Annotated in this window: 13 protein-coding genes and 1 tRNA gene; 7 read left to right on the top strand and 7 right to left on the bottom strand. The window is 50.3% G+C overall.

The features are described from left to right. Nucleotides 1-151 precede the first annotated feature (151 nt). Nucleotides 152-976 (bottom strand): D-hexose-6-phosphate mutarotase, encoded by an 825-nt coding sequence (locus AC3WQT_RS11745; RefSeq protein ID WP_492704076.1) that lies wholly within the window; start codon nt 974-976, stop codon nt 152-154. A 149-nt stretch (nt 977-1,125) separates the two neighbouring features. On the opposite strand from AC3WQT_RS11745, the gene AC3WQT_RS11740 reads away from it, so the two are divergent. Then, nucleotides 1,126-1,509 (top strand): SirB2 family protein, encoded by a 384-nt coding sequence (locus AC3WQT_RS11740; RefSeq protein ID WP_492704074.1) that lies wholly within the window; start codon nt 1,126-1,128, stop codon nt 1,507-1,509. 26 nt (nt 1,510-1,535) lie between these two features. After that, the gene (locus tag AC3WQT_RS11735) at nt 1,536-3,110 is read left to right on the top strand and encodes an amidase (protein ID WP_492704073.1); all 1,575 of its coding nucleotides are present in this window, start codon (nt 1,536-1,538) and stop codon (nt 3,108-3,110) included. Here AC3WQT_RS11735 and AC3WQT_RS11730 read toward each other — a convergent pair. Beyond that, the gene (locus tag AC3WQT_RS11730) at nt 3,094-4,692 is read right to left on the bottom strand and encodes a GMC family oxidoreductase (RefSeq protein WP_492704071.1); all 1,599 of its coding nucleotides are present in this window, start codon (nt 4,690-4,692) and stop codon (nt 3,094-3,096) included. The genes AC3WQT_RS11735 and AC3WQT_RS11730 overlap by 17 nt on opposite strands. Nucleotides 4,693-4,822: 130 nt before the next feature. Between AC3WQT_RS11730 and AC3WQT_RS11725 the strand changes: the two genes are divergently transcribed. Then, complete coding sequence (locus tag AC3WQT_RS11725) at nt 4,823-5,842, top strand: helix-turn-helix transcriptional regulator (RefSeq protein ID WP_492704069.1); 1,020 nt, start codon at nt 4,823-4,825, stop codon at nt 5,840-5,842. Here the strand turns inward: AC3WQT_RS11725 and AC3WQT_RS11720 are convergent, their stop codons facing one another. Both AC3WQT_RS11720 and AC3WQT_RS11715 read right to left on the bottom strand, forming a co-directional pair. Continuing rightward, entirely contained in the window at nt 5,843-8,176 is a 2,334-nt protein-coding gene (locus AC3WQT_RS11720; protein ID WP_492704067.1) for a PAS domain-containing protein, read from the bottom strand. It lies immediately after the preceding gene. A gap of 24 nt (nt 8,177-8,200) precedes the next feature. After that, complete coding sequence (locus AC3WQT_RS11715; RefSeq protein WP_492704065.1) at nt 8,201-8,671, bottom strand: thioredoxin family protein; 471 nt, start codon at nt 8,669-8,671, stop codon at nt 8,201-8,203. 287 nt (nt 8,672-8,958) lie between these two features. On the opposite strand from AC3WQT_RS11715, the gene AC3WQT_RS11710 reads away from it, so the two are divergent. Then, a complete protein-coding gene (locus AC3WQT_RS11710) occupies nt 8,959-10,116 on the top strand; it encodes a DNA polymerase Y family protein (RefSeq protein ID WP_492704063.1) in 1,158 nt (385 codons plus the stop codon). 33 nt (nt 10,117-10,149) lie between these two features. Here the strand turns inward: AC3WQT_RS11710 and AC3WQT_RS11705 are convergent, their stop codons facing one another. The 3 genes from AC3WQT_RS11705 to AC3WQT_RS11695 all read right to left on the bottom strand — a co-directional run bounded on the left by AC3WQT_RS11705 (nt 10,150) and on the right by AC3WQT_RS11695 (nt 14,064). Continuing rightward, nucleotides 10,150-10,683, bottom strand: a complete 534-nt coding sequence (locus tag AC3WQT_RS11705) for an HD domain-containing protein (RefSeq protein WP_492704061.1) — start codon at nt 10,681-10,683, stop codon at nt 10,150-10,152. A 72-nt stretch (nt 10,684-10,755) separates the two neighbouring features. Then, complete coding sequence (locus AC3WQT_RS11700) at nt 10,756-13,530, bottom strand: M16 family metallopeptidase (protein ID WP_492704059.1); 2,775 nt, start codon at nt 13,528-13,530, stop codon at nt 10,756-10,758. Nucleotides 13,531-13,989: 459 nt separating this feature from the next. Beyond that, a tRNA-Arg gene (locus AC3WQT_RS11695) sits at nt 13,990-14,064 on the bottom strand. A 580-nt stretch (nt 14,065-14,644) separates the two neighbouring features. Between AC3WQT_RS11695 and AC3WQT_RS11690 the strand changes: the two genes are divergently transcribed. The 3 genes from AC3WQT_RS11690 to AC3WQT_RS11680 all read left to right on the top strand — a co-directional run bounded on the left by AC3WQT_RS11690 (nt 14,645) and on the right by AC3WQT_RS11680 (nt 22,473). Then, nucleotides 14,645-15,190 carry a c-type cytochrome gene (locus AC3WQT_RS11690; protein ID WP_492704057.1) on the top strand — a complete coding sequence of 182 codons (546 nt, stop codon included), beginning with the start codon at nt 14,645-14,647 and terminating at the stop codon, nt 15,188-15,190. A 585-nt stretch (nt 15,191-15,775) separates the two neighbouring features. Next, nucleotides 15,776-18,562 (top strand): TonB-dependent receptor, encoded by a 2,787-nt coding sequence (locus AC3WQT_RS11685; RefSeq protein ID WP_492704055.1) that lies wholly within the window; start codon nt 15,776-15,778, stop codon nt 18,560-18,562. A 1,058-nt stretch (nt 18,563-19,620) separates the two neighbouring features. Next, nucleotides 19,621-22,473, top strand: coding sequence for a TonB-dependent receptor domain-containing protein (locus AC3WQT_RS11680; protein ID WP_492704053.1), 2,853 nt, complete (start codon nt 19,621-19,623; stop codon nt 22,471-22,473). Nucleotides 22,474-22,977 lie beyond the last annotated feature (504 nt).

Here is a 22,977-nt window from a genome sequence, read left to right as displayed (position 1 = left end):
ATAATAAATCCGCCGGGCGGATTACACCTGACGGATATGATTTATGGAAATAGATAAAGTTGCAGCTATTTTGTAATAAAGATAGGCGACATTTGAAGCGAACTACAGTAAACCTGTTCGATTCTAACTATGTGTTAAATGTAATCGCTTGTCAATTGTGCACTGCAGCGACTGTCAGCGTCTGGCTGCCGCTCCAGCTATCACCCGGCGCCAGGATGATGGGGCGCAATATCGTCGCCGCCTCTACACACAGCATATTTTTTTCACCACCAGTGTGCAGGTCATTGATCTTGACCGCGCCTGCGCCGGGGTTCCAGACCACGGCATCGGCAAAGCCGCTGCTGCGTATGAGGGTGTTTTGCTGTGGCTGGCGTAATTCCAGCAGTGCCGGGACATGGCCATAGATACGGTCGGTTTCACCGCTGATGCGCAGGCAGGGATCAGCTTCCAGACAATTATCGGTGCCCGTGACAGTGTCGCGATAATGCAGGCCTTGCAGACCATGCAGGCTGACATCCGCGATATCCTGCACGGCCAGGTAGGTATGCAGGGCGGTGCTGAAACTGAAATTGGTGTCACCGGTATTGTGTATTTCCAGCGCTATTTGCAGGCTATTACCAAGTATGCTGACCCGCAGTTCTGCGCGAAATACATAGGGCCAGATAGTCAGACGGGCAATGTTTTCCTTCAGTTCATACACGGCTTGGGCGGCACCGTTTTCCAGAAGGCCGGACTGCAAAAGTTTCCATTCAGAAGTACGGGCGAAACCATGTTTGGGTAAAGTCCCCTGATTGGAAAACTGCGGGAACACCACAGGTACGCCGCCACGGATGGCAACCCCATCCTGAAAAGCCGAAGTCTCGCTCATGAATAATTGCTCAACCCCGCCTGCAGGTATCCAGGAACATATATGCGCGCCCTGACTGGCAATTTTTGCAGTGGCACCATCTTGGGATGTAAGGCTGAGGAAATTCATGCAGGCTTTCTTTCAGTAAATGTTGATATGCATCAGTGTAATGGATAGTTGTGCAGACGGTATCGCTTTGCCACCGCATCCTGCGACAAAAAAGACGGCTTTCGGTTAGTATGGCAGACACAAAATCTGTCACGGAAACGAAATCCACCATGTCCATCAGCTATCTCGCCATTAAACACCTGCACCTGACTTGCGTGGGATTGAGTGGCGGCCTGTTCCTGCTACGCGGCTTCTGGAAAATGCGCGACTCTGCCATGTTGGGCAAGCGCTGGGTGAAAATCCTGCCGCACGTGATCGATACGGTCTTGCTGGCTAGCGCTCTGACGCTGGCGGTATTGAGCGGACAGTATCCCTTCCAGCAAAACTGGCTGACAGCCAAATTATTCGCCCTGATACTGTATATCGTGCTCGGCACGTTAGCCCTCAAACGTGGCAAGACACCCGCCATACGTACGGCTGCGTTCATCGCCGCCATCCTGGTTTTTGCCTATATCATCAGCGTTGCCCTGAGCAGGCAAGTTATTCCATTCTGACATTAGAGATATAAGAGATATTTTTCATGGCTATCTACTTTTGCAAACGCAAGCTCAGTCTTCTTGTTGCTCTGCCTTTGTTACACGGGCAGTACGCCAGTGCCAGCGAAACCCTGCATGAACTGGCGCAAGATTTGCAGACAGGTAAAACCACTGCTAGTCAAATCTTTGATCTCTATGATGCGCGCATACAAATGTATAACCCTGGTCTACAGGCAGTGAGTACGCGCAATCCCAAGGCCAGGGCAGACGCTTTGGCTGCAGATCACGCAGATCAAAAACAAAAGCCGCGTGGCAGCCTGGCGGGTTTGCCCCTGCTCCTGAAAGACAATATCGCCGTGCAGGGCATGGTAACAACGGCTGGTTCGCTGGCACTGGCAGACAACCTGGCAGCGCAGGATGCGCCCGTGGTCGCACGTCTGCGTGCAGCCGGTGCCATCATCCTTGGCAAAGCCAATCTCAGTGAATGGGCGAACCTGCGTTCATCCCAGTCCACCAGTGGCTGGAGCAGTGTAGCCGGACAAACCCGCAATCCCTACGCACCTGAGCGCAGCCCTTGCGGTTCCAGCTCTGGCTCAGGAGTCGCCGTGGCCGCACGTCTGATACCGGCCGCCATAGGTACAGAAACCGATGGCTCCATCGTTTGCCCCGCATCCGTGAATGGCCTGGTGGGTTTGAAACCCACCATAGGCCTGGTCAGTCGCACCGGCATAGTCCCCCTCAGCCATAGCCAGGATACGGCTGGTCCCATGACCCTGAACGTGCGCGATGCCGCCATGTTATTGAATGTCATGGCTGGCAGCGATGAGCAAGACCCCGCCACCCGCACAGCCAATCGCCACCGCAGCAAGGACTATACGGCGGGCTTGCAAACCACGGCCTTGCGGGGTAAGCGCCTGGGTATAGTACGCAAGCTGGTGGATGGCTACGATACCGAGACCAAGGCCTTGTTTGACCAGAGCCTGGCTATCCTGATTGCACAAGGTGCCACCGTCGTTGACCAGATAGATTTGCCTTATCTGGAAGAGCTGGATAAAGATGAATTGACGGTCTTGCTGTATGAATTCAAGGCTGGCCTGAACGCCTATCTGGCGAAGGCGCCAACCTCAGTCAAGACCCGCACGATGGCGGACGTGATCTCCTTCAACAAGCAGCATGCAGATACCGTCATGCCTTATTTTGCGCAAGAATTGATGGAGCAGGCACAAGCCAAGGGCAAGCTCAGCGATGCTGCCTATCGCCAGGCCAGTGCCCGCATCAAGCTGCGGGCTGGCAAGCAAGGTATCGATGCTGTACTGAAAAAATACAAACTTGATGCCTTGATTGCACCCACTACCAGCACAGCCTGGCTCATCGACTATAAGGCCGGTGACGTTCTTGAAGGCAGTTCCAGCAGCCCGGCAGCGATTGCCGGTTACCCACACCTGACCGTGCCCATGGGCCAGGTCAGGGGTTTGCCTGTTGGTCTGTCATTGTTTGCAGGTGCCTGGTCAGATGCGAAATTGCTGAACATGGGCTATGCCTTTGAACAGGCCAGACCAGCCTTGTCAGCGCCCAGCCTGGCGACAACGGCGACAGCTGCAACTACAAGGCAGCCCTGATCATATCCGCTGCCTTTTCCCCTATCATCATGGTAGGGGCATTGGTGTTGCCACCGATCAAGGTAGGCATGATGGAGGCATCGACGATACGCAAACCTGTCATGCCATGCACGCGCAATTGCGGATCGACTACGGCCATGGCATCCACGCCCATCTTGCAAGTGCCTATTGGGTGATACACGGTGTCGCTGGTCTGGCGCAAGACGGCGCGTATCTCATCATCAGTATGTACATTCGCCGTCTGGAAATCACTGGTGCGTGCTGCCACCAGCGCTGGTGCATCCATCAGTTTGCGCGTGAGTTTGAAACCCTTGACCATGCTTTCTATATCATCCGGGTGCTCCAGGAAGCGCGGGTTGATCAGGGGGGCCGCCATGGCGTCTTTGCTGGCCAGCGTCACTTCACCGACACTCTTAGGCCGTAACAGGCACATGTGGCAGGAATAGCCATGACCCAGGTGCAGCTTGCGTGCATGGTCGTCCAGCATGGCCAGCACAAAATGCAGTTGTATGTCGGGTGCGCTCAGACCAGGATCGGTCTTCAGGAAGCCGCCGCCTTCAGCACCATTTGAAGTCAGCAAGCCACGCCGCTGCTTTTGATAACGCCTGAACTCTTTCACCATACGCAGGCTGCCACCAGCGGATACACCTAGCAGATCAAGGCTCTTGGCACGGTATTTGAAAACAAAGTCAGGATGGTCCTGCAAATTCTGGCCTACGCCAGGCAAGTCGTGTACTACCGGTATACCCATGGCCTGCAAGGCCTTACCATCACCCACACCAGACAGCATCAGCAATTGCGGGGTCTGGAAAGCACCTGCTGCCAATAAAACTTCCTTGCCTGCTTTCAGGGTTTTCAACTGTCCGCCTTGCCTGTATTCAACACCGATGGCGCGTTTGCCTTCAAACAATATGCGCGTTACATGACAGCCGGTTTCCACCTGCAGATTATTGCGCTTACCCATATGCGGATGCAGGTAGCCGCGTGCTGCTGTCCAGCGTTCGCCATTGTGCTGGGTGACCTGGTAGATGCCCACACCTTCCTGCTCTTCGCCGTTGAAATCGGTATTGATATTAAAGCCAGCCTGACGGGCCGCTTCCAGATAAATTTGCTGGTAGGGATTGTCGCTACGCAATTCACTGACATGCAAGGGACCAGACTGACCATGATAATGGCCGCCATGGGTCTCGTTGTTTTCTGACTTCTTGAAGTAGGGCAAGACTTCATTAAAAGACCAGCCTGTATTGCCGAGTGCTGCCCACTGATCGTAATCTTGCCTGTGACCACGGATATACACCATGGCATTGATACCCGACGAGCCACCCAGCATCTTGCCGCGAGGCTGATAACCGCGCCTGCCATTCAGGCCGGGTTGCGGCACGGTTTCAAATGCCCAGTTATTCAGTTTGGTCGGCAACATGGCGACCACACCCGCCGGCGTATTCACCACCCAGCTGTCGCCCTTGCCACCAGATTCGAGTAAGGTCACGTGCAGAGCAGGGTCTTCCGTCAGACGGCCAGCAACGGCACAAGCGCCGGAACCGCCACCCACGACGATGTAGTCGGGTACAGTTGTTGTCATATATTGTCTCTTTAATATTATTGGTTTTTACAGTATTGCCGAATTCTATGTTTCGGTGTAGCTTAGGATATTAAATCTTCAGACTCCGGAACGTAAGGACAAATCCTGCCACCTTGCAGCGAATGCGCAGATGAACAACAAAGTGCTCTCAGTACAGGATGCAGTATTCCCGGCTCACCCTTTCTCGGGTTTGCTGGCGATAGGCCGCGAGCGTGACTGGCATCTGCAGGATATGTTCCCGGCATTGAGCCTGAATGCAGATGGTCGCCCACCTGAAGATGTGCGTATCAGCTACCTACAAGCAAGGGAAAGTTTGTTGCAGGCGCGTTATCACGGCGGCGCAGACCTTGGGATATTGTCCGGTGCACGCAAGTCCCTGCCTGCACTGGGTGCGATGGCGAGCGGCATGCTGGCGCAGGCAACATTGTCAGATGCCATGCATTTTGGTCTGGAATACCAGTTGATCGCCGGTGCCATGGTGCAATTGCAGCTGGAACCTGGGGAACGCACATCGGTGCTGACAGCCCGCCCTCTGTTTGATGATGTTGAGCTGCAGGATTTTCTTGATGCAGATCACCTGGCAACCGCCATCAATGTCAGCCGTGCCCTGTGTGGTGCTGCCCTGCAAATCGAAAGGGTGGAGTTGCGTGGCAACCGGCAGGCCAGCCGGTCTGTGGCCGAAGATTTTTTTGGTTGCCCTGTCGTCTATGGTGCCGATGTCAGCTGCATCATCGTCAATAACAGCGCACTCAATACCTTATTGATCAACCCCGATCCCGACCTGGCAGCCAGCAGCAAAATGCGCTGTGATGCAGAATTGGCGTCAGTCGGTTTGACGGGCAGGCAAAGCCTCTTGCACAAACTGGTCAGCCTGCAATGTGATTACCGCAGCGTGCCAGAACTGGCACAGGCACTGGGCATCAGTGAACGCTCCCTGCACCGCTTGCTGGTGCGCGAAGGTTGTTCTTACTTTCAAATTGCCGAAAGCCTGCGCATGGAAAAAGCCAGACATTATTTACGCACGACCAGCATGAGTCTGGATGATATCGCTGCCCAATTACATTATTCAGACAGCCGCAGTTTTCGCCGCGCATTCAAACGGGCGGTGAATCTGACACCTTCAGAATACAGACTGCAATATTTTGTCTAGTCAGCGATACACATCAAATTCAAACCAGAAAGTCGAACCCTGACCCGGCGTGCTGACAAAACCGATTTGCCCATGCATTTTTTCCAGCATGGCCTTGGTGATGGATAAGCCCAGACCTGTGCCGCCCTTTTGTCGTGTATCCGTGCCGTCGGCCTGGGTAAATGGTTCAAACAAATGTTCCTGGAATTCTGGTGCTATGCCTACGCCCCTGTCCCTGACTTCGACACGATACCGCGGGCCTTTGCCAAACACGCGCAATAAAACAGTCTCACCTTCACGCGAGAATTTGGCCGCATTGGAAATCAGGTTTGCCATCACCTGCATGAGCCTGTCATGGTCGGCCAGTATCCAGGCTTGTTGTGGATGATGGTCAAGTACCAGGCTGACCTTGAGCGAGCTGGCATACGACATATGCAACTCCAGCGCATTCTGTACCAGCGCCACCAGATCCAGTGCTTCTGAGCGGAAGATCATCTTGCCGCTGGCCAGTTTGTCCATGTCCAGAATATCGTTGACCAGGGTGATCAGGCGTTTGCTGTTGTTGTGGGCGATGCGTATCAAGTGCTCAGCCTGCTTGGGCAATACGCCGCTGACGCCGGATTCCAGCAAACTCAGCGAACCACGTATCGAAGTCAGCGGGGTACGCAACTCATGGCTGACGACGGAAATAAATTCCGTCTTCAAGCGGTTCATGCGCAACCTGTCGCTGATATCCATGGCAAACGCAACCCAGCCGCGTTCTGAATTTTCCAGATGGCTGAGGCCGACCAGAATAGGCAGGCCTATATTCCCGCCTTGCAATAACATGATCTCGAAAGGTGCGGTGGTGCCGGTCTGTATCAGGTCTCTATAGGCTTGCTGGCAAATCTTCAAATCCTGCGGTGATAACAGGGTGTCCCACAAATTATCGCGGGTCAGCAGATAGTCGCGGTCATAGCCGCTGAACTGGGTAAACACATCATTCACATCCAGTATCTGGCCTGCTTCATTGCCCTGGATAATCCCGATCAGGCTGGAATTCATCAATCTTTGCAGGCGTTGTTCACTGGTGCGCAAGGCATCCAGCGTCGTTCTCTGCTCGGTCACATCTTCTATCATCCAGACAGCACCGCGCACATAGCTTTCTGTTGGCAAGGCGCGTCCGGCCACACGGCCGGTAAAAGACTCACCATTAAATCGGCGTAACTGCCATTCCAGCCCGACCAGTTCATCGGCCTGCAGGCCAGGTGCAACTTTGGCACTGAACGCCTCATAATCGTCCGGCCCTTGATACAGAAAGCTGGTCTTCACCCCTATCATGGCCTGAGCATTGGGGAAGCGGCATAATTCTGCCAGTGCCTTGTTGGCCCTGACGATGACACCATCGCTGACAAACATGATGCCTACCGGCGCATTGGTGATCAGGATCTCCAGTTCCCTGGCCAGTTCCTTGTAGCGGTTCTTGTTGGACTTGAGCAGTTCCTGATTGTGCCTCAGCATTTCCTCGGTTTGCTTGCGCTCGGTGATATCGATATGGGTACCAACCATGCGCAAAGGCTTGCCCTTGCTATCCCACTCGACAATACTGCCGAGTGACATGATCCAGCGCCATTCACCGGTCTTGTTTTTTTGCCTGAATTCGGCATGGTAATCTGCGCCGCCTTGTGCCGCTGCATGAGCCTTATAGGCGCGCTTCAGGTTTACCACATCATCAGGATGGACACCCGTGCCCCAAAAATAATCCCAGAATTGCTGGGGGTGACCAAAGTCACCAGGTTCGTAACCCAGCATCTGCAAATATTCAGGGCTGAAGCTGCCTTCGCCAGTTTGCAGATTGATGTCATACAGACCCTGGTTCGAGGCCTTCATGACCAGGCTGCGCTGGCGTTCAGCAGCCAGCAATCTTTGCTCGGTCAGTTTGCGTTCGGTATTGTCACTGAGAAAGCCATGCCAGAGCACACTGCCATCCGGCAGTTGTTCAGGGGTGGCGTCACCGACTACCCAGCGGTCTGGCTGTCCGGTAGAAATGATGCGGTATTCCTGATGCCAGGGGCTGAGTTCGGCAAAGGATTTGCGCACTGCCGCGATCATTTTTGGCAGATCGTCGGGATGGATTTTGGCAAACATGAAGCTGGCATCTTCACGTAATTGTTCTGCCTTGACGCCAAAAAAAGTTTCTACGGCATCACTGGCATAAGGCAGGCAAAAACGGGCATCAGGGTAGCGCCGGAATTGGTAAAACATGCCTGGCAGGCAGCGTGAGAAATTGGATAACAGGGCATGACTGCGCTGCAATATTTCCAGCTCCGTTTCACACGGTGTTTGATTGGCTGGCATTGCAGGTAATTCAGACATGCCCAAAGATCTTTTTCATGCTGGTCAGCGGTACAGCGCGGTGATTTCGTCAAAAAAATCGAATACGCCTTGCTCGCTCATCTTGCGTGCATTCGATAGCTCGCCACCTTTGGAAGCGAACAGCACGCTGTTGTCCGGTCTCAGCAAGACTGCCGCAGGGATGCCTTTCTTGGTAGGATTGCCATAGAAATCCACCAGCTCCTTGTTTTTATCAAACTGGCCTACATTCACTTTCACTGTGATGAACTTGGTGGCGAGCAGAGGTTCGTTCTTGCCATGCATGGATTTGTCAAGTTCCAGACAATCCTTGCACCAGTTGGCACCAAAGATGACCAGGACTTTTTTATCTGTCTTTTTAGCTTCCGCCAGAGCCTTGTTGATTGCCGCCTGGGCATCGGCAGTTTCATCATAAGCCTGGGGTGCCGTGGCGCTGGCCGGGTTGATAACGCATGCCAGGCTGAGAGCAAAAATCAGGGAAAGCAGTTTTTTCATCATTGATCCATCAGGGAATTCAGGAAAAAAGCAAGAGATGCAGGATGAGTCTATCTTAGCTTAAACAGCATGTTGCTGTAATTCCTTGTTTTGCGTAAACTTTATTTTGCTGTATGTATATTCAGTTATTTCCCGGATTCAGGATAAAATAGCTTATTCCAGCTTTTAATCTTATTCCTTTAAGTGGGTCAGTTTTTGAAAATGTTTATCCAGCTTGCTACCCTGGCGGCATGCGATGATGAGATGCATCATGCGAATCATGATTTATTGCAAAGTGCTGGTTGATTGCCATGAGTAATAAACCACGTAGGATTGCTCATCTGGACATGGATGCTTTTTATGCATCTGTTGAACTCTTGCGCTATCCAGAACTGCGGGGGCAGGCAGTGCTTATAGGTGGCGGCTCTTCACATCGCCCGATTCCAAAAGGCGATGGCACGCATGAATTTTCACGGATAAAGGACTATGTCGGGCGTGGTGTCGCGACCACTTCGACCTATGCAGCACGGGCACTTGGCATATTCTCCGCGATGGGCATCATGAAGGCGGCGAAGCTGGCCCCCGATGTTTTTTTGCTTCCCACCGATTTTGACTCCTATCGCCATTACTCGCGTCTTTTTAAAGAAGCAGTGGGCAAGATTGCCCCCAAAATTGAAAATCGCGGCATAGATGAAATCTATATCGACCTGACCGACCATCCGCAAGAAACGCGCGCCCTGGCAGGCAGTTTGAAACAGGCTGTCTCCGAGGCAACGGGTCTTACCTGCTCCATTTGTGTTGCCCCCAATAAGCTGCTGGCAAAAATCGGGTCTGATCTGGATAAACCTGATGGTCTGACCATCCTGGAGATGGAAGACGTGCCAACCCGTATATGGCCGCTGCCAGTAAAAAAAGTGAATGGGATAGGCCCAAAATCAACCGAGCGCCTGGCAAGCCTGGGTATCAACACAGTGGGCGAGCTGGCAAATGCAGATTTAGGGCTGCTGCAAAATACCTTCGGCAGCAATTATGCCGGTTGGCTGTATAACACTGCACGTGGCATTGATGACAGGGAGATTTCTACAGAGTCAGAACCCAAGGTGATCAGCAGGGAGACCACATTTGACCGCGACTTGCATGCAGTTCACGACAGGGCGGTATTGACCGACATTTTCACTGATCTCTGCACTCGTCTGGCAAGGGATTTAACCGTCAAGGGTTACCGTTGCAAAACTGTGGGCATCAAGATACGTTACACGGATTTCCGCATATCGACACGCGACATTACCATTCCTGTCGCAACGGCTGACCCAGCCATCATACGCAGGGCTGCCGGAGAATGCCTGCGCAGAGTGGCACTGGAAAACCGGTTTCGCTTGCTGGGTGTCAGGGCCAGCGCCCTGATGAGAGAGGCAGATGTCAGCAACGAGCGTCAGGTCAGCCAGGGCATGCTGTTTGATGATCCTTGATATTTGGGAAGAGTAATTCAGGGCCAGGCAATTTTAAGAGCCAGTTACATACCTGCTACGTTCCAGTCTTTCGCTGCCCCCAGCGGCAATTCTTTCAAATAGATCGTCCAGTGAAGTAAAGATATCCCAATGATCAACTTGCTTTTGCTGTGCGATGGTGTGGATGAGTTTTAATTCCAGCTCGGCCTCGCGTTTGCCCTTCCATAACTTGTCTGCTGTGGCGACAGTTAATTCTTCCAGGCTCAGGCCATCTCCCTGCCATTGTGCATGGGTGACGCAGCACCGGGCGATGGTCTTTTGTACGCCATGGTCCAGCAGCATTTTTTCACCAGCAGGCTCATGCAAGGAACCAGGGCCATCCAGTTCATTGGGGTGCAGGATTTTTCCCGCGTCATGGATGGCGGCACCAAGACGTATCAGATTCACATCGAACTGCAAGCCCATCTCTTCAAGCCTGACGATCAGCATTTCAGCCGCTTCGCCAACCAGTCTGACATGGGTAAGCAAGCGTTCTGATGCGCCAAGTTGCAACAGCAGTTGGTAAGCTTCAGTGGTCGTAGTAATCATAGTGAACAATCAGAAAACCAAATAAAAAGGGCTTGCACAGCTTTGTGTGCAAGCCCTTCCTTGTAGCGTTATTTACTTGAAGTCACCCGCAAACACGCGCACGGTTTTTTCATAGCCCAGGTGTTTGGCCATGGCTTCTTTTACTTGTGCCACGGTCAGTGCCTGGATTTTTTTCTCTACTTCAGCACGGTATTGCATATTGCGGCCCAGGTAGAGGTTGGTTGCTAGTGTCGATGCCAGCACGGCGTCCTGGCTGCGTTCCAGCTGGTATTGCTGGATCAGGCTTTTCTTGCCGTCTTCCAGTTCAGCAGCTGTGAAACCCTCAGTCAGTGCGCGGGTGATTTCTTCTCGTATGCCGGTTTCCAGTTTGCTACGGTTTTGCGGCGCATAAATCGCACCTATGGAAAAGCTGGCGACTTCGTCCAGAGGAGATGCATTGAAACCCGAGCCGCCACCATAGCTGACACCATCTTTTTGACGGATGCGGTTCAATATGCGTGAGTTGGCGCTGCCACCCAGCAGGTAGTTGCCCATCACCAGGGCAGGATAATCAGGATGCTTGATACCCAGCGGCAGTTGCATGCCAGCGTAGAAGAAGGCATTGGCCTTGTCCGGTGTGATGATTTGTTTGTCATCCGCTTTGGTAGCATGGTAAGGCTTGGCAACACGGCTGAATTTTTGCTGGGCATTCCAGTCGCCAAAGGCAGCTTGCAATTCCGTTTTCAGCTTGTTGGCATCAAACTCACCAACCACGGCAATTTGCGCCTGGTTTGCCTGGTTGGCGCCGTAGAACTCTTTCCAGAAAGCCTTGACCTCAGCCAGTTTGGCGATTTTTAAATAAGCTATCTGCTCATCGATACCGCGATAGTAGCGTGGATCATCTGCGGTCCAGGTATTCAGGGCTTTTTTGCCCGCGTCGATGGCAACGGATTGCGGCTCCTTGCGCGATTCTTCCAGTTGTGCCAGTTGCGAGTTCAACAACTGAGTGAATTCGGCTTCATTGAAAGCCGGTTGGCGCAGGGCATCGCGCACCAGTTCCAATACCCGTGGCAGATTATCGCGTATGGTTTCTACCTGGATATTGGCAGAAGTCACATTGCCATTGATCTGCAACTTGGCCTTGAGCTTGTCCAGTTCTTCAGTAAATTGCTGGTGACTGAGTTTTTCTGTGCCACGGCTGAGCATGGCGGCTGCCAGCTCGGCGGCTCCGGCTTTGCCTTTCAGACTGTTCTCATCACCCAGATTGATATGCATGGACAGCACAACGGTATTGCCGCGTGTGGTCTTGGGCAACAGCGCATACTTCATGCCATTGCTGAGCGCACCAGTCTGTGTACGTTTGTCGATATTATCAGCCGAGGCGACAAAATTCTCTGCCTGGGCGATGGCCGCGCCAGGTTTGAATTGCTTGATTTGTTCATCCACGGCGACCTTGGCTGGGGCCGGTGTACGGTCTGGTTTTTCAGTAGGGATAAAGCTGCCTGCTGTACGGTTGCTGGATTTTAGCCAGGTAGTAGCGACGCGCTGTACATCTTCCACCTTGAGTGCCTTGACGCGGTCGCGGAACAGGAAAAACAAACGCCAGTCGCCTGAGGCTATGCTTTCAGACAGGGACACGGCAAATTTTTCTGGATCATTGAAAACCTGGGCGATATCCGAATCCAGCTTGGCCTTGGCACGCGCGAGTTCTGCTTCCGTCACCGGGGCCTTGTCAAAGCCTTCTATGGTGTCCAGTAATATCTTCTTGGCTTCCGGCAGGTTTTGCTCAGTGCGCAAGTTTGCCCCCAGCATCAAAAAGCCAGGTTCTTCCAGATTCGCCGCCCATGGGAAAACATCGGCAGTTTTCTTGGTTTCAACCAGGGCCTTGTACAGGCGGCCATTCGGTGTATCACCGAGGATCAGGGCCAGTGCTTCAGTCGCGGCGTAATCGGGATGGGCCGCGGGCACGGTGTGATACAAGGCGGCGATGGCTTGAGAGTCACCAACACGGCGCACGATGACATCACGCTCGCCATCTTGCACAGGATCTAATGTATACGTAGGTTCCAGCGCACGCTTGGGCTTGGGGATTTTGCCAAACTGGGTGGCGATCAGTTGCAGAGCCTGTTTGGCATCAAAGGCACCGGCCACGATCAGGGTGGCATTGTCAGGCTGGTAGTATTTACGCCAGAAAGCTTGCAGGTGCGGGATGTTGACGTTTTCCACGTCAGTGCGCGCGCCTATGGTGTCTTTGCCATAGTTATGCCATTGATGGGCACTGGACATGATGCGTTGTATGAGGATGCCGACACCGGAATTCTCATTCTTTTCCATTTCATTGCGCACGACGGAGAACTCTGTCTTCAAGTCTTCGCCAGAGATGCGGGAATTGACCATGCGGTCAGCTTCCATGCTGATGGCCCAGGTCAGGGTTTCAGGCTTGGCGGCAAAGGTTTCATAGTAATTGGTGCGGTCGAGCCAGGTTGTGCCATTGAATTGCACGCCGCGCTGTGACATTTCTTCCCACAGGCGCGGATGGGCCTTGCTACCCTTGAACATCAGATGCTCGAGCAAATGCGCCATGCCGGTTTCGCCATAATTCTCATGACGCGAGCCGACCCGGTAAGTAATGTTAACAGTCGTCGTCGGTTTGCTGGCATCTTGTACCAGCAAGACGCGCATGCCATTCGCCAACTGGTATTCATCTATACCCTCGACCTGGCGCACGAACTGCACACCGGCAGGCAGGGCGGTTTTAGCCACCGCTGCATTCTCAGCCGCGATGGCTGGCGGGATATGCACCAGAGTAGTAAAAGCCAATGCCAGGGACAGACTCAAGCTGCTGAGTTGCATGCGCGATGATTTCATGTAGCGACCTTTATGGATTAATAAATACAAAGTAATGAAGACAAATTAGTCAGCAGTGCAGCCGCGACAAGTCACGGACGAGCTGGGGCTCAGACCAGTAAAGATGAAGTCTGGTTCAACTTCTGGTCAACTAAAGCGGGCTAGCTTAGTACAAATATATCAAGAAAAGCAACCAGAACGTGCAAAGATGCTAACGATGGGAAGAAACGAGAATGGGAGAAGGAAGATCGGAAAGAAATTCAAGAAGAGAACCGGGATGAAATCTTAGTGCGCCAGACAGGAATCGAACGTGCCACCCCAGCCCTCTGGGGGCTGCCACATAGCCCATACCTGGCCAGAATTCATATGAAATGAGTTCTGGTAATAAACCTAATCCACTGATTTAAATATGACAAAAAGCAGGCAGCGACAACTGGCGCAGGTTTTCGCATTGAATTTGAAGCAGTTTTTGATGCAAACTGGTGTGACCGACAGGAATCGAACCTGTATCGCCAGCTTCGGAGGCTAGCATCCTATCCGTTGGAAGACGGTCACGTGCAAATATTTGCAGACCGCTATTGTAGCTGTTTAGCTACAAATATGTCTGCAAGAAACGGGCAAATTCCGCATATAAATGATTTGCGACTTCTTTACTCCGTCATGACATTTATATTCAGATGACGACTTGGGTTTTGAGCAAAAAAGTCAGAAACTTGTAAAACCCGTGGGAAGAACAATGCATTTTATGCAAACTTTGAAGTCATATTAATTGACTTGAGTCTTAAAAATCCTGGTGTCGATAATTCAGCCTGAATGCCAAGGGACCTTGCATAGGCGTATGCAGAAGAACACTGCCATTTTGAGGACTTGGAACCTATCTCTGATATGCATGAGTAGCATAAGTAATGTTCGAGCAATATACAGCCTCAATTTTAGGAAGGTCTTGCGTATCAAAGAAGGGAAATTGTCGTTAAACCGGATAGATTTCCCGGATTCTTGGGCCGCAGAGCTTGCTTTTCGTTCCAAACAAAGCGCTTTCGCACTATAATCCCAAGCTTTGGCACTTGCGGTTAAAGTTGCCTGCAAGCATAGACTAAGAATTTTCTGTACCTAATTTATTTGCATTGAGGAAACCATGAGCGACGCGCACGACGAACACGAATCAGCGATCAAGACCCCTAAGCAACTTATCGTTGCAGTTCTCGCTGGATTCCTGGTCCCCATTATCGCCATTGTCTTGCTGGTACAGTTTGTATCGAATGACAAAAAAGTCGGCGCAGGTTCTTCTGCATTGACACCAGAAGCGGTTGCCGCCCGTATCAGCCCGGTAGCTGATCAAGGTTTTAATTTCAAGGATGCCAATGGCCCAAAGACTTTGCAATCTGGCGAAACAGTTTATAAAACTATCTGTTCAGCTTGCCATGACACTGGCGCAGCCAATGCCCCTAAATTCGGCGATGCTGCTGCCTGGGGACCACGCATTGCACAAGGCTATGACAAGGTAGTTGCCAATGCGATAGGTGGTTTGCGTGGGATGCCAGCCAAAGGCGGTAATCCTGATCTGGATGATATTGAAGTTGCACGCGCAGTCGTGCATCTGGCCAATGCAGGTGGCGCCAAATTCAAGGAGCCTGAAGTCAAGGCACCGGCAGCAGCTTCTGCTGAGGCATCTGCAAAATAAGCCTTTGCTGTACTCATATGGGTCTCCACGAGACTCAGGTAAACAAAAAACCCCGGTACGCCGGGGTTTTTTGTTGGTTTTTTCTGCATTTCGATGCAAATTACGCTAAAAGTAGACCAAAATTTCAGTTAAATATAGTGAAAATAAGGTTTTAAGCGATACAAACTGTTTTATTTAGATACATTTTGGTGCAAAATTTCTCGCAGCAACTGGTTTTCAATCCGGATTAATCAGGTGCAAATTATTTCTTTTGTATTAATGTTTCCATTTGGAATTATTGATACAAAAAACTCCCTTCTATTTGAAACTTTTCTATAGTTTCATAGTCAAAAGCAGATGCTCTGCTCTGTCTATTCGTTGTCATATCTGCATATTGTTGTTTTTCCGCCGCATGCATTCTATCAATATTGACAATGGAATCTCTTAGATGTTCTCATGCTGAGGCAAATTTTTTGAAAGTAATTTCTCAAAATTTCCCACGCGTAAAAAAAAATTTCCATATTATTTGGCAGTTTTGCAATTTGGCAAAGTTTGTTTGGTTTTCGCCAGATTTTGTTTAGAACATATAAAGAACGGAGCGCAATAGTGATAAAAGAAAAAACAATTTCGAGATCGGTACGACTGATCTGTTCAAGTGGTTTGTTGTTGGGCATGGGTATGCTGGCTCAACCGACTTTCGCACAAGAAGGTGTACAGAAAGTTGAAATTACCGGTTCCAGTATTAAACGTACTGAAACAGAGGGTGTTGCAACGACTCAAATCCTGAGCCGTAAAGACATCGAACAAACAGGCAAAACTTCCATTGCTGACGTAGTCCGCAGTATCTCTGCTGACAATAACGGCAGTATCAGTGGTTCTTTCACTAACGGCTTTGCCGGTAGCGCTTCGGGTGTTTCCCTGCGTGGTCTGAGCGTTAGCTCGACTCTCGTTCTGATCAATGGTCGCCGTACAGCACCGTATGGTTTCGGTGATGACGGTCAACGCAGCTTCGTCGATTTGAACTCCATCCCACTGGATGCAGTTGATCGTATCGAAATCCTGAAAGATGGCGCATCTGCGATTTACGGTTCTGACGCTATCGCTGGCGTGGTTAACGTTATCCTGCGTCAAAACTATGTAGGTCAATCTGTTGCCGCCAATATCGGCCAGTCTTCCCGTGGCGATGGCCGCAACCTGAGCGCTTCCGCAGCGATCGGTTTCGGTAATCTGCAAACAGACAAATACAATCTCTTCATGACGATTGATGCCAAGAAGCAAGAAAAAATCTGGCAAAAAGACCGTAGCGACTACATTGGCCAAGCTGATGCACGTCCATGGGGTGGTCGCGATCAACGCGCTGGCTTCATCACTTCCGGTAACGGCGGCGGTTCCAACTTCCTGGGCACAGTACGTCCAGTGAACGCTGCTGGCGGCACAATTGCTGGTGCAGCGGGTAACGTAAAACAATTGCCAGGCACTTGCTCTGCAGCAAATCTGGATCCAGTTGGCGGTACATCACTCGACAACGGCGGCGGTGGTTGCTTGTTCGATCCAGTGGCATACCAAACTATTCAGCCAGAAACTCAAAACCTGAATTTGTATGCACGTGGTACTTTTGCCATCAATGACAAAACCACAGCGTACACAGAATTGGGCTTGTTCAACAGCAAGGCAAAAACACAAACAACACCATCCGGCCTGACCGGCGCTGGTTTTGATCTGGTGAACGCCCGTGTTAACAATACAAGCACAGGCCCTGACCAGTTGCTGCTGCCTATCGGTCATCCAGACAATCCATTTGCTGACTCACGCGCACGTCCACGTTGGGCTGATGCTGCACGTCCTCGCACTGCTGATCTGGAAACTACAGTTACCCGTTTCCTGGCTGGCGTAAAAGGTACAGTTGCTGAGTGGGATTACGATGCTGGCTTCCTGTATGCTGAAAGCAAAACAGACAAGACTCAAAATGGCTACTATCGTCAATCTGCTTTGAAAGCAGCAGTAGCAAATGGTACATTCCGTATCGGTCAAGGCCGTGTGAATACACCTGAAGTTCTGGCCCTGGTTTCTCCAACTTTGAAAAACTCCGGCGTGACCAAGAGCACATCGGTAGACTTCAAAGCAACTCGTGAATTGACGCAATTGGCCGGTGGTGCAATGGCTATCGCGGTTGGTGCCGAGTACCGTAAAGAAGAAACCAACAGCGAAGCAACACCATTCACTAACACGAATGATATCGCTGGCCTGGGTTACTCTGCTGCTAAAGGTTCACGCAATGTAACAGCGATCTACACAGAATTGGCTATCCCGGTATTGAAATCCCTGGAATTCCAATTGGCTGCACGTTCAGACAAGTACTCTGACTATGGCCGTTCCACTACGCCAAAAGCCGGTTTCAAATTCACACCTACTAATACCATTGCATTCCGTGGTACGTATGCTGAAGGTTTCCGTGCTCCTAGCGCGGCAGAGAACGGTGATTCCGCTGTAGCTGCATTTACTAACATCCCTAGTGATCCTATCCGTTGCGCAGTGACCAAATTGCCAGCAGATTGCTCTTCACAAAGTGTTGGTGCGATCACGATCGGTAACAAAAACATCAAACCAGAAACATCCAAGAGCTATAGCCTTGGTTTTGTTGTAGAACCAGTCAAGAACTTCAGTATCTCCCTGGACTGGTGGAAAATCGTCCGTGACGGCGAAATCGGTGGTTCTGACCCTAGCGCGATTGTTACCAATCCAGCTGGTTACCCAGATGCACAAATCGTCCGCGGCGAACCAACAACAAACTTCCCTGGCCTGGTTGGTCCTATCCTGATGGTGAAAGCGCCTTACCTGAATGCTGGTAAGACACAAACTTCGGGTCTGGATCTGGACATGCGCAGCAAGTTTGACCTGGGTTCCAACGGCAAGTTGAATGCTGGCCTGGTTGTGACTTACATGCATGAATTCAGAAGAACTGACGCTGATGGTACTGTGCATGAATTTGCTGGTACTCACGGTGACGTGAACTTGTCCGGTGACGGCGGTACACCACGTACTAAAGTCAGCCTGAGTCTGGGTTGGGAACGTGGTCCTTGGACAGTGTCCGGTAACATCAACCACGTATCCAGCATCAGCGACACCAATGAAATCGGTGGCGACTGCCTGGATACTGATGCAAACCACAATCCATACCTGGGTTGCCGCGTAGCTGCATTCACGACAGTTGATGTGTTTGGTAAATGGAAAATGTCCAAAAACCTGGAATTCACAGCATCCATCACTAACCTGTTTGACAAGATGGCACCGTTGGACGTCCAGACTTATGGCCGTATCAACTACAACCCATCCCTGCATCAATCAGGCGCAGTTGGCCGTTACTTCAACATCGGTGGACGTTACACGTTCTAATGTTGGCGTAGCTTAGTATGATCACACCGGACTTGCTATACCGGTGTTGGTGATACGAACAATTGCTGAAAAAAACCCCCGCAAGCTCGCTTGTGGGGGTTTTTTATTATGTGCGCTCTTCTTAGCGCTCCAAATCAGGCCCCCCGTCCCTGCCGGATTCAGCGAGACTTCCTGCAGGCGATAAAGCTTGCCTGGACCTGTCCTATTTCCTTCGGGGGACATGCTATCGCATGTTGATAGTCTGGTATTGGCTAGCAAGCTCAAGGGCGGTGATCACAGAGGATGTATGCTCTGAACTGTCTTCATGGGCATCAGGTTTTTACTTGTTTTTGACTTAAAGACGGCGCAGGTCGTTGGATAAGTTGATGAAATGAAAGCTCGTTAATTCAAAAAAGTTATCAATAAAACACATAACGTTTTAGGCGTAAACTATAACTTGTTGTCATTAAGAGACAAGTCAAATCATTGAATGAGGCGTTCTATCGTTCTCGATGGAAAGAAAAATTTCCATTCGAGTTCTTTCAAAACATCTGAAATTGTACATACAAATTTCAGATGGTGAAAAAAGCAACGTCAAATCAAGTCCAAAATGGTGCAAGGTCTATAAGTGCCCATTTTTTATCCTGTCATTCAGGCTTTTAGGCGGGTGCAAATTCTTGGATACGAATAAATAGCTAAATTAAATATAAATATCGCAGGCCGACGTTATTACACAACAGTTCATCTTGCGTAATTTTATGACCTGCACATTTTTAACATTTTGGCTTGCAGGCAGGAAAAATCCGGTTTTTTAAACAAAATAAGCAGTCTTGACATCAAAGTTTTCAAATGGTTCCATGACAAGGAGATTTTTTTTCGGAAAATGAAGCTGTAATTGAAACAGACAAATGATGAACAAATTGCGATGAATTGCTTTTTTCATTTTCCGCTAAAAATAATCCAGAAAAGATAATCTGGCTGTTCCGGGCAAATAGGGGATTCTGGTTACCAATCAGGGTCTTGTCCGGGCGGCCTCGCTCATTAGTTACATTTTTGGGGGTTTAGTCATGGTAGAAAAAATGTTGGCCCGATCCGTACGCCTGATGTTTTTGGGTGGTGTCGCGGTCGGTGCAGGTTTGCTGGCACAACCAGCGATGTCGCAAGACGTACAAAAAGTGGAAATCACGGGTTCCTCGATCAAACGGATAGCACAAGAAGGCGCATTGCCTGTGCAAACTCTGAGCCGTAAAGACATCGAACAAAGTGGTGCAAATAATGTGGCCGACCTCGTCGCTGCCCTCCCCGCCATGCAAGGCTTTATCACTGCATCCACTTCCGTCAACGGTGGTGGTGCTGGTCGCCAGTCTGCCTCCATCCACGCGATCGGTACTGACTACACTCTGGTATTGTTGAATGGTCGCCGTATGGCACCGTATGGCACAGGTAGTGCCGTCAACCTGGGCAGTATTCCTTTGTCTGCAGTTGAGCGCGTTGAGATTTTGACTGACGGCGCTTCCACACTGTATGGCTCAGATGCGATTGCTGGTGTTGTCAACTTCATCCTGAAAAAGAACCAGACAGATCTGAATGTAGAAGCAACTCTGACCAGCCCGCAACAAAGCGGTGGCCGTAGTGGTAACTTCTCCATTTCCAAAGGCTTCGGTGACCCTGAAAAAGACGGCTTTAACGTCTTGTTCGCGTATAGCCATGATGAACAAAAACCTCTGGAGGCTACTCAACGCCACTTCGCCAATTCCGGTGTCCAGAAGTTCATGAAAGATGGCAAGATGTACGCCACCTGGCAAACCAGTATCAACTCGATACCTGCCAATGCCGACATCTATGATTCTCTGGGTAATAATGCGACATTCTCGCCAGACCTGGTGAATACTGGCAAATGTAATGGCCCTAACACTTTCGAACGTGGCGGTGTATGTCGTTATGACTATGCGTCGACAGTACAATTGCTGCCAGAACTCAAGCGCGACAGCTTCTTTGCTTCCGGTAATTTGAAAATAGGCAAGGACACAACTTTGTTTGGTGAATTGGTTATGTCCAATTTCTCCAACAAGGCTCGCTATGCAGCACCAGCCCAGCCATTGACTACGTTCAGCACAGACCCTGTGACTGGCCAGAAAGTCATCAACCCGAATTACATTGGTGCCTATAACAAGTCTGTCGTACCACTGCTGGCTGGACAAGGTATTAATCCTAATGACGTGACTGATGCCTTCTTCTATTTCCGTGCACGTGATGCAGGTGGCCGTGCTGATGATTACAAGACTGAAGCTCGTCACCTGGTGCTGGGTCTGGACAGTAACCTGATGGGTTGGGATGTCAGCGCTAGTTATACCCATTCCGAAAACACAGAAAAAGATGATGCCGTTTCCGGGTACATGAGTGCTAACCGCTTTGATGCTTTGGTCAAATCAGGTGCTTATAATCCTTACATCATCAATCAGAATGCATCAGCCATCCTGGCACCTGCAGTATTGCAAGAAAACCTGAGTGTCACCAAATCCAAGATTGATGTCCTCAGTGCTCATGCATCCAAAGAATTGTTTGAGATGAGCGGTGGCAAGGCGCAACTGGGTCTGGGTGCGGATATGACCAAGCAGTCTTTCAATGACGCACCTAGCGAACTTGTGCAGGGGCCTGGTCCTCAGCATCCTGCCTGGACTGACGTTATCATTGGTGGCTCTACCGGTTCGCAAGGCTTGGTAGCTTCCCGCAAGAGCTGGGGTACATTCGGCGAATTGCTGATGCCTGTCATCAAAAACATGGATGTCACAGCAGCTGTGCGTTACGACAGCTATGACGCTGTCAAGAAAGACAATGTCAGCTATGACGTCAATGGTAATGCGTCACAGCCTGGTACCCAGGGTGTGTCTGTTTCCAAGGCAACCTATAAATTGTCTGCACGTTATCAGCCTGTCCAAAGTCTGATGCTGCGCGGTTCTTATGGCACAGGCTTCAAGGCACCGACGTTGAATGATATTTCTGACCCATTGAAAAACGATGGTTCTTCGAATTTCTTCCCTTGCCCTATCACCAAAGCAACTGACCCACGTTTCCCATATTGCCGTGGTACGTCGGAATACGGTCTGTTGAAAAAAGGTAACCCAAGCACAGGCGCAGATGCACTGAAAGCAGAAGAATCCAAACAGGCAGCATTTGGTTTCCGCCTTGAACCAAGCAGCAACCTGTCCCTGGGCCTGGACTGGTGGGATGTGAAACTGAAAAACCAAATCCAGAAATTGTCCCAGGATTTGATTTTCACGACGCCTTCACTGGCTGATCAATACATTTCCCTGTACTACGATCCTATCCAGAAGTCCAAAGTCCTGGTGGCAAATCGCAGTCCTGTGAATCTGGCCAGCTCCCGTTATTCCGGTCTGGACTGGGATGCCACGTTCAAATCAGCCCTGCCTATCGGTAAGCTGAATGTGAACTGGTCTGGTACTTATATGCTGACGGCAGAAAAAGATGTGCCAGGCGCCAAGAAAGAAAGCAGTATCGGTCGTTTTGACTCTTATGACGATGTTACCTTCCGGGTTATCTCCAGACTGGTGACTTCGTTGAAGGTATCCGATCAGTACACTCATAGCGTTACAATGAACTACCGTTCCGGTTACCACGACAAAGTGGCGGCTGCTGGTGATGGCTATGTACGTTCCGTGAATGCTGATGGTAGCGTCGGTGGTCTGGTGGATATGAACCGTGATGTCAGCAACTACACGACTATTGATTACCAGTTGCAAGCCAAGGTCATCAAGAACCTGACAATCACAGGCGGTATCCGCAATCTGTTCAATGTTGACCCTCCATTCACTATCCGTAATACAGGTGGTGGTAATCAGGTTGGTTACGATGGTCGCTATACTGACCCTCTGGGCCGTACCTTCTATGTGACAGCGCAATACAAATACTGATTTAAGTTTCAGTCAGAAAAAAAACCCGGACTTGTCCGGGTTTTTTTTCAAATTTTGCTATGCTGGCACAAATATTGAAAATAAATTTTCTTTCTTTAACGAAATATTTTCTACTATTTACAAGGCGTGATGATTTTTCAATAAAGCGATGTTGCCATGGGGAAATCGTGAAAATTGTGAAGAAAATTCAGTCATCGGACAACTGGGGCGAGTATAGTTAATCTGCATAAAAAATAAGCAAACTTTTATACCTGTCTAAATGGAAATAAATTGCCGCTTGTAGTCAATTCTTTGAGCGAAAACGCACGCAAAAAGCCCTTGCTACTGAGCAAAATTCGAGTATATTTCTAACTTTATCTATTGCTTTTCCGTTGATTAACAGCCGTACTTTCAATAAATGCACGCTTCATCATGCATTTATAAGATAAAGTGGCTTGATGGTAATTTTTCCGGCAATGATAAGCAAGCGACGTAGTACTTTGTAACATCTTTGTTCTCATCTTC

The organism is Undibacterium sp. FW305-107 (assembly GCF_058788535.1).
The sequence above is the reverse complement of the archived record's forward strand: the minus strand, read 5'-3'. Positions and strand labels throughout refer to the sequence as shown.

Bases quoted from the DNA above. Each gene is read 5' to 3' on its own strand.
- AC3WQT_RS11690 (WP_492704057.1), top strand. From the start codon at position 14,645: ATGAGCGACGCGCACGACGAACACGAATCAGCGATCAAGACCCCTAAG.
- AC3WQT_RS11720 (WP_492704067.1), bottom strand. From the start codon at position 8,176: ATGTCTGAATTACCTGCAATGCCAGCCAATCAAACACCGTGTGAAACG.
- AC3WQT_RS11705 (WP_492704061.1), bottom strand. From the start codon at position 10,683: ATGATTACTACGACCACTGAAGCTTACCAACTGCTGTTGCAACTTGGC.
- AC3WQT_RS11730 (WP_492704071.1), bottom strand. From the start codon at position 4,692: ATGACAACAACTGTACCCGACTACATCGTCGTGGGTGGCGGTTCCGGC.
- AC3WQT_RS11745 (WP_492704076.1), bottom strand. From the start codon at position 976: ATGAATTTCCTCAGCCTTACATCCCAAGATGGTGCCACTGCAAAAATT.
- AC3WQT_RS11700 (WP_492704059.1), bottom strand. From the start codon at position 13,530: ATGAAATCATCGCGCATGCAACTCAGCAGCTTGAGTCTGTCCCTGGCA.
- AC3WQT_RS11715 (WP_492704065.1), bottom strand. From the start codon at position 8,671: ATGATGAAAAAACTGCTTTCCCTGATTTTTGCTCTCAGCCTGGCATGC.
- AC3WQT_RS11710 (WP_492704063.1), top strand. From the start codon at position 8,959: ATGAGTAATAAACCACGTAGGATTGCTCATCTGGACATGGATGCTTTT.
- AC3WQT_RS11740 (WP_492704074.1), top strand. From the start codon at position 1,126: ATGTCCATCAGCTATCTCGCCATTAAACACCTGCACCTGACTTGCGTG.
- AC3WQT_RS11735 (WP_492704073.1), top strand. From the start codon at position 1,536: ATGGCTATCTACTTTTGCAAACGCAAGCTCAGTCTTCTTGTTGCTCTG.
- AC3WQT_RS11680 (WP_492704053.1), top strand. From the start codon at position 19,621: ATGTTGGCCCGATCCGTACGCCTGATGTTTTTGGGTGGTGTCGCGGTC.
- AC3WQT_RS11725 (WP_492704069.1), top strand. From the start codon at position 4,823: ATGAACAACAAAGTGCTCTCAGTACAGGATGCAGTATTCCCGGCTCAC.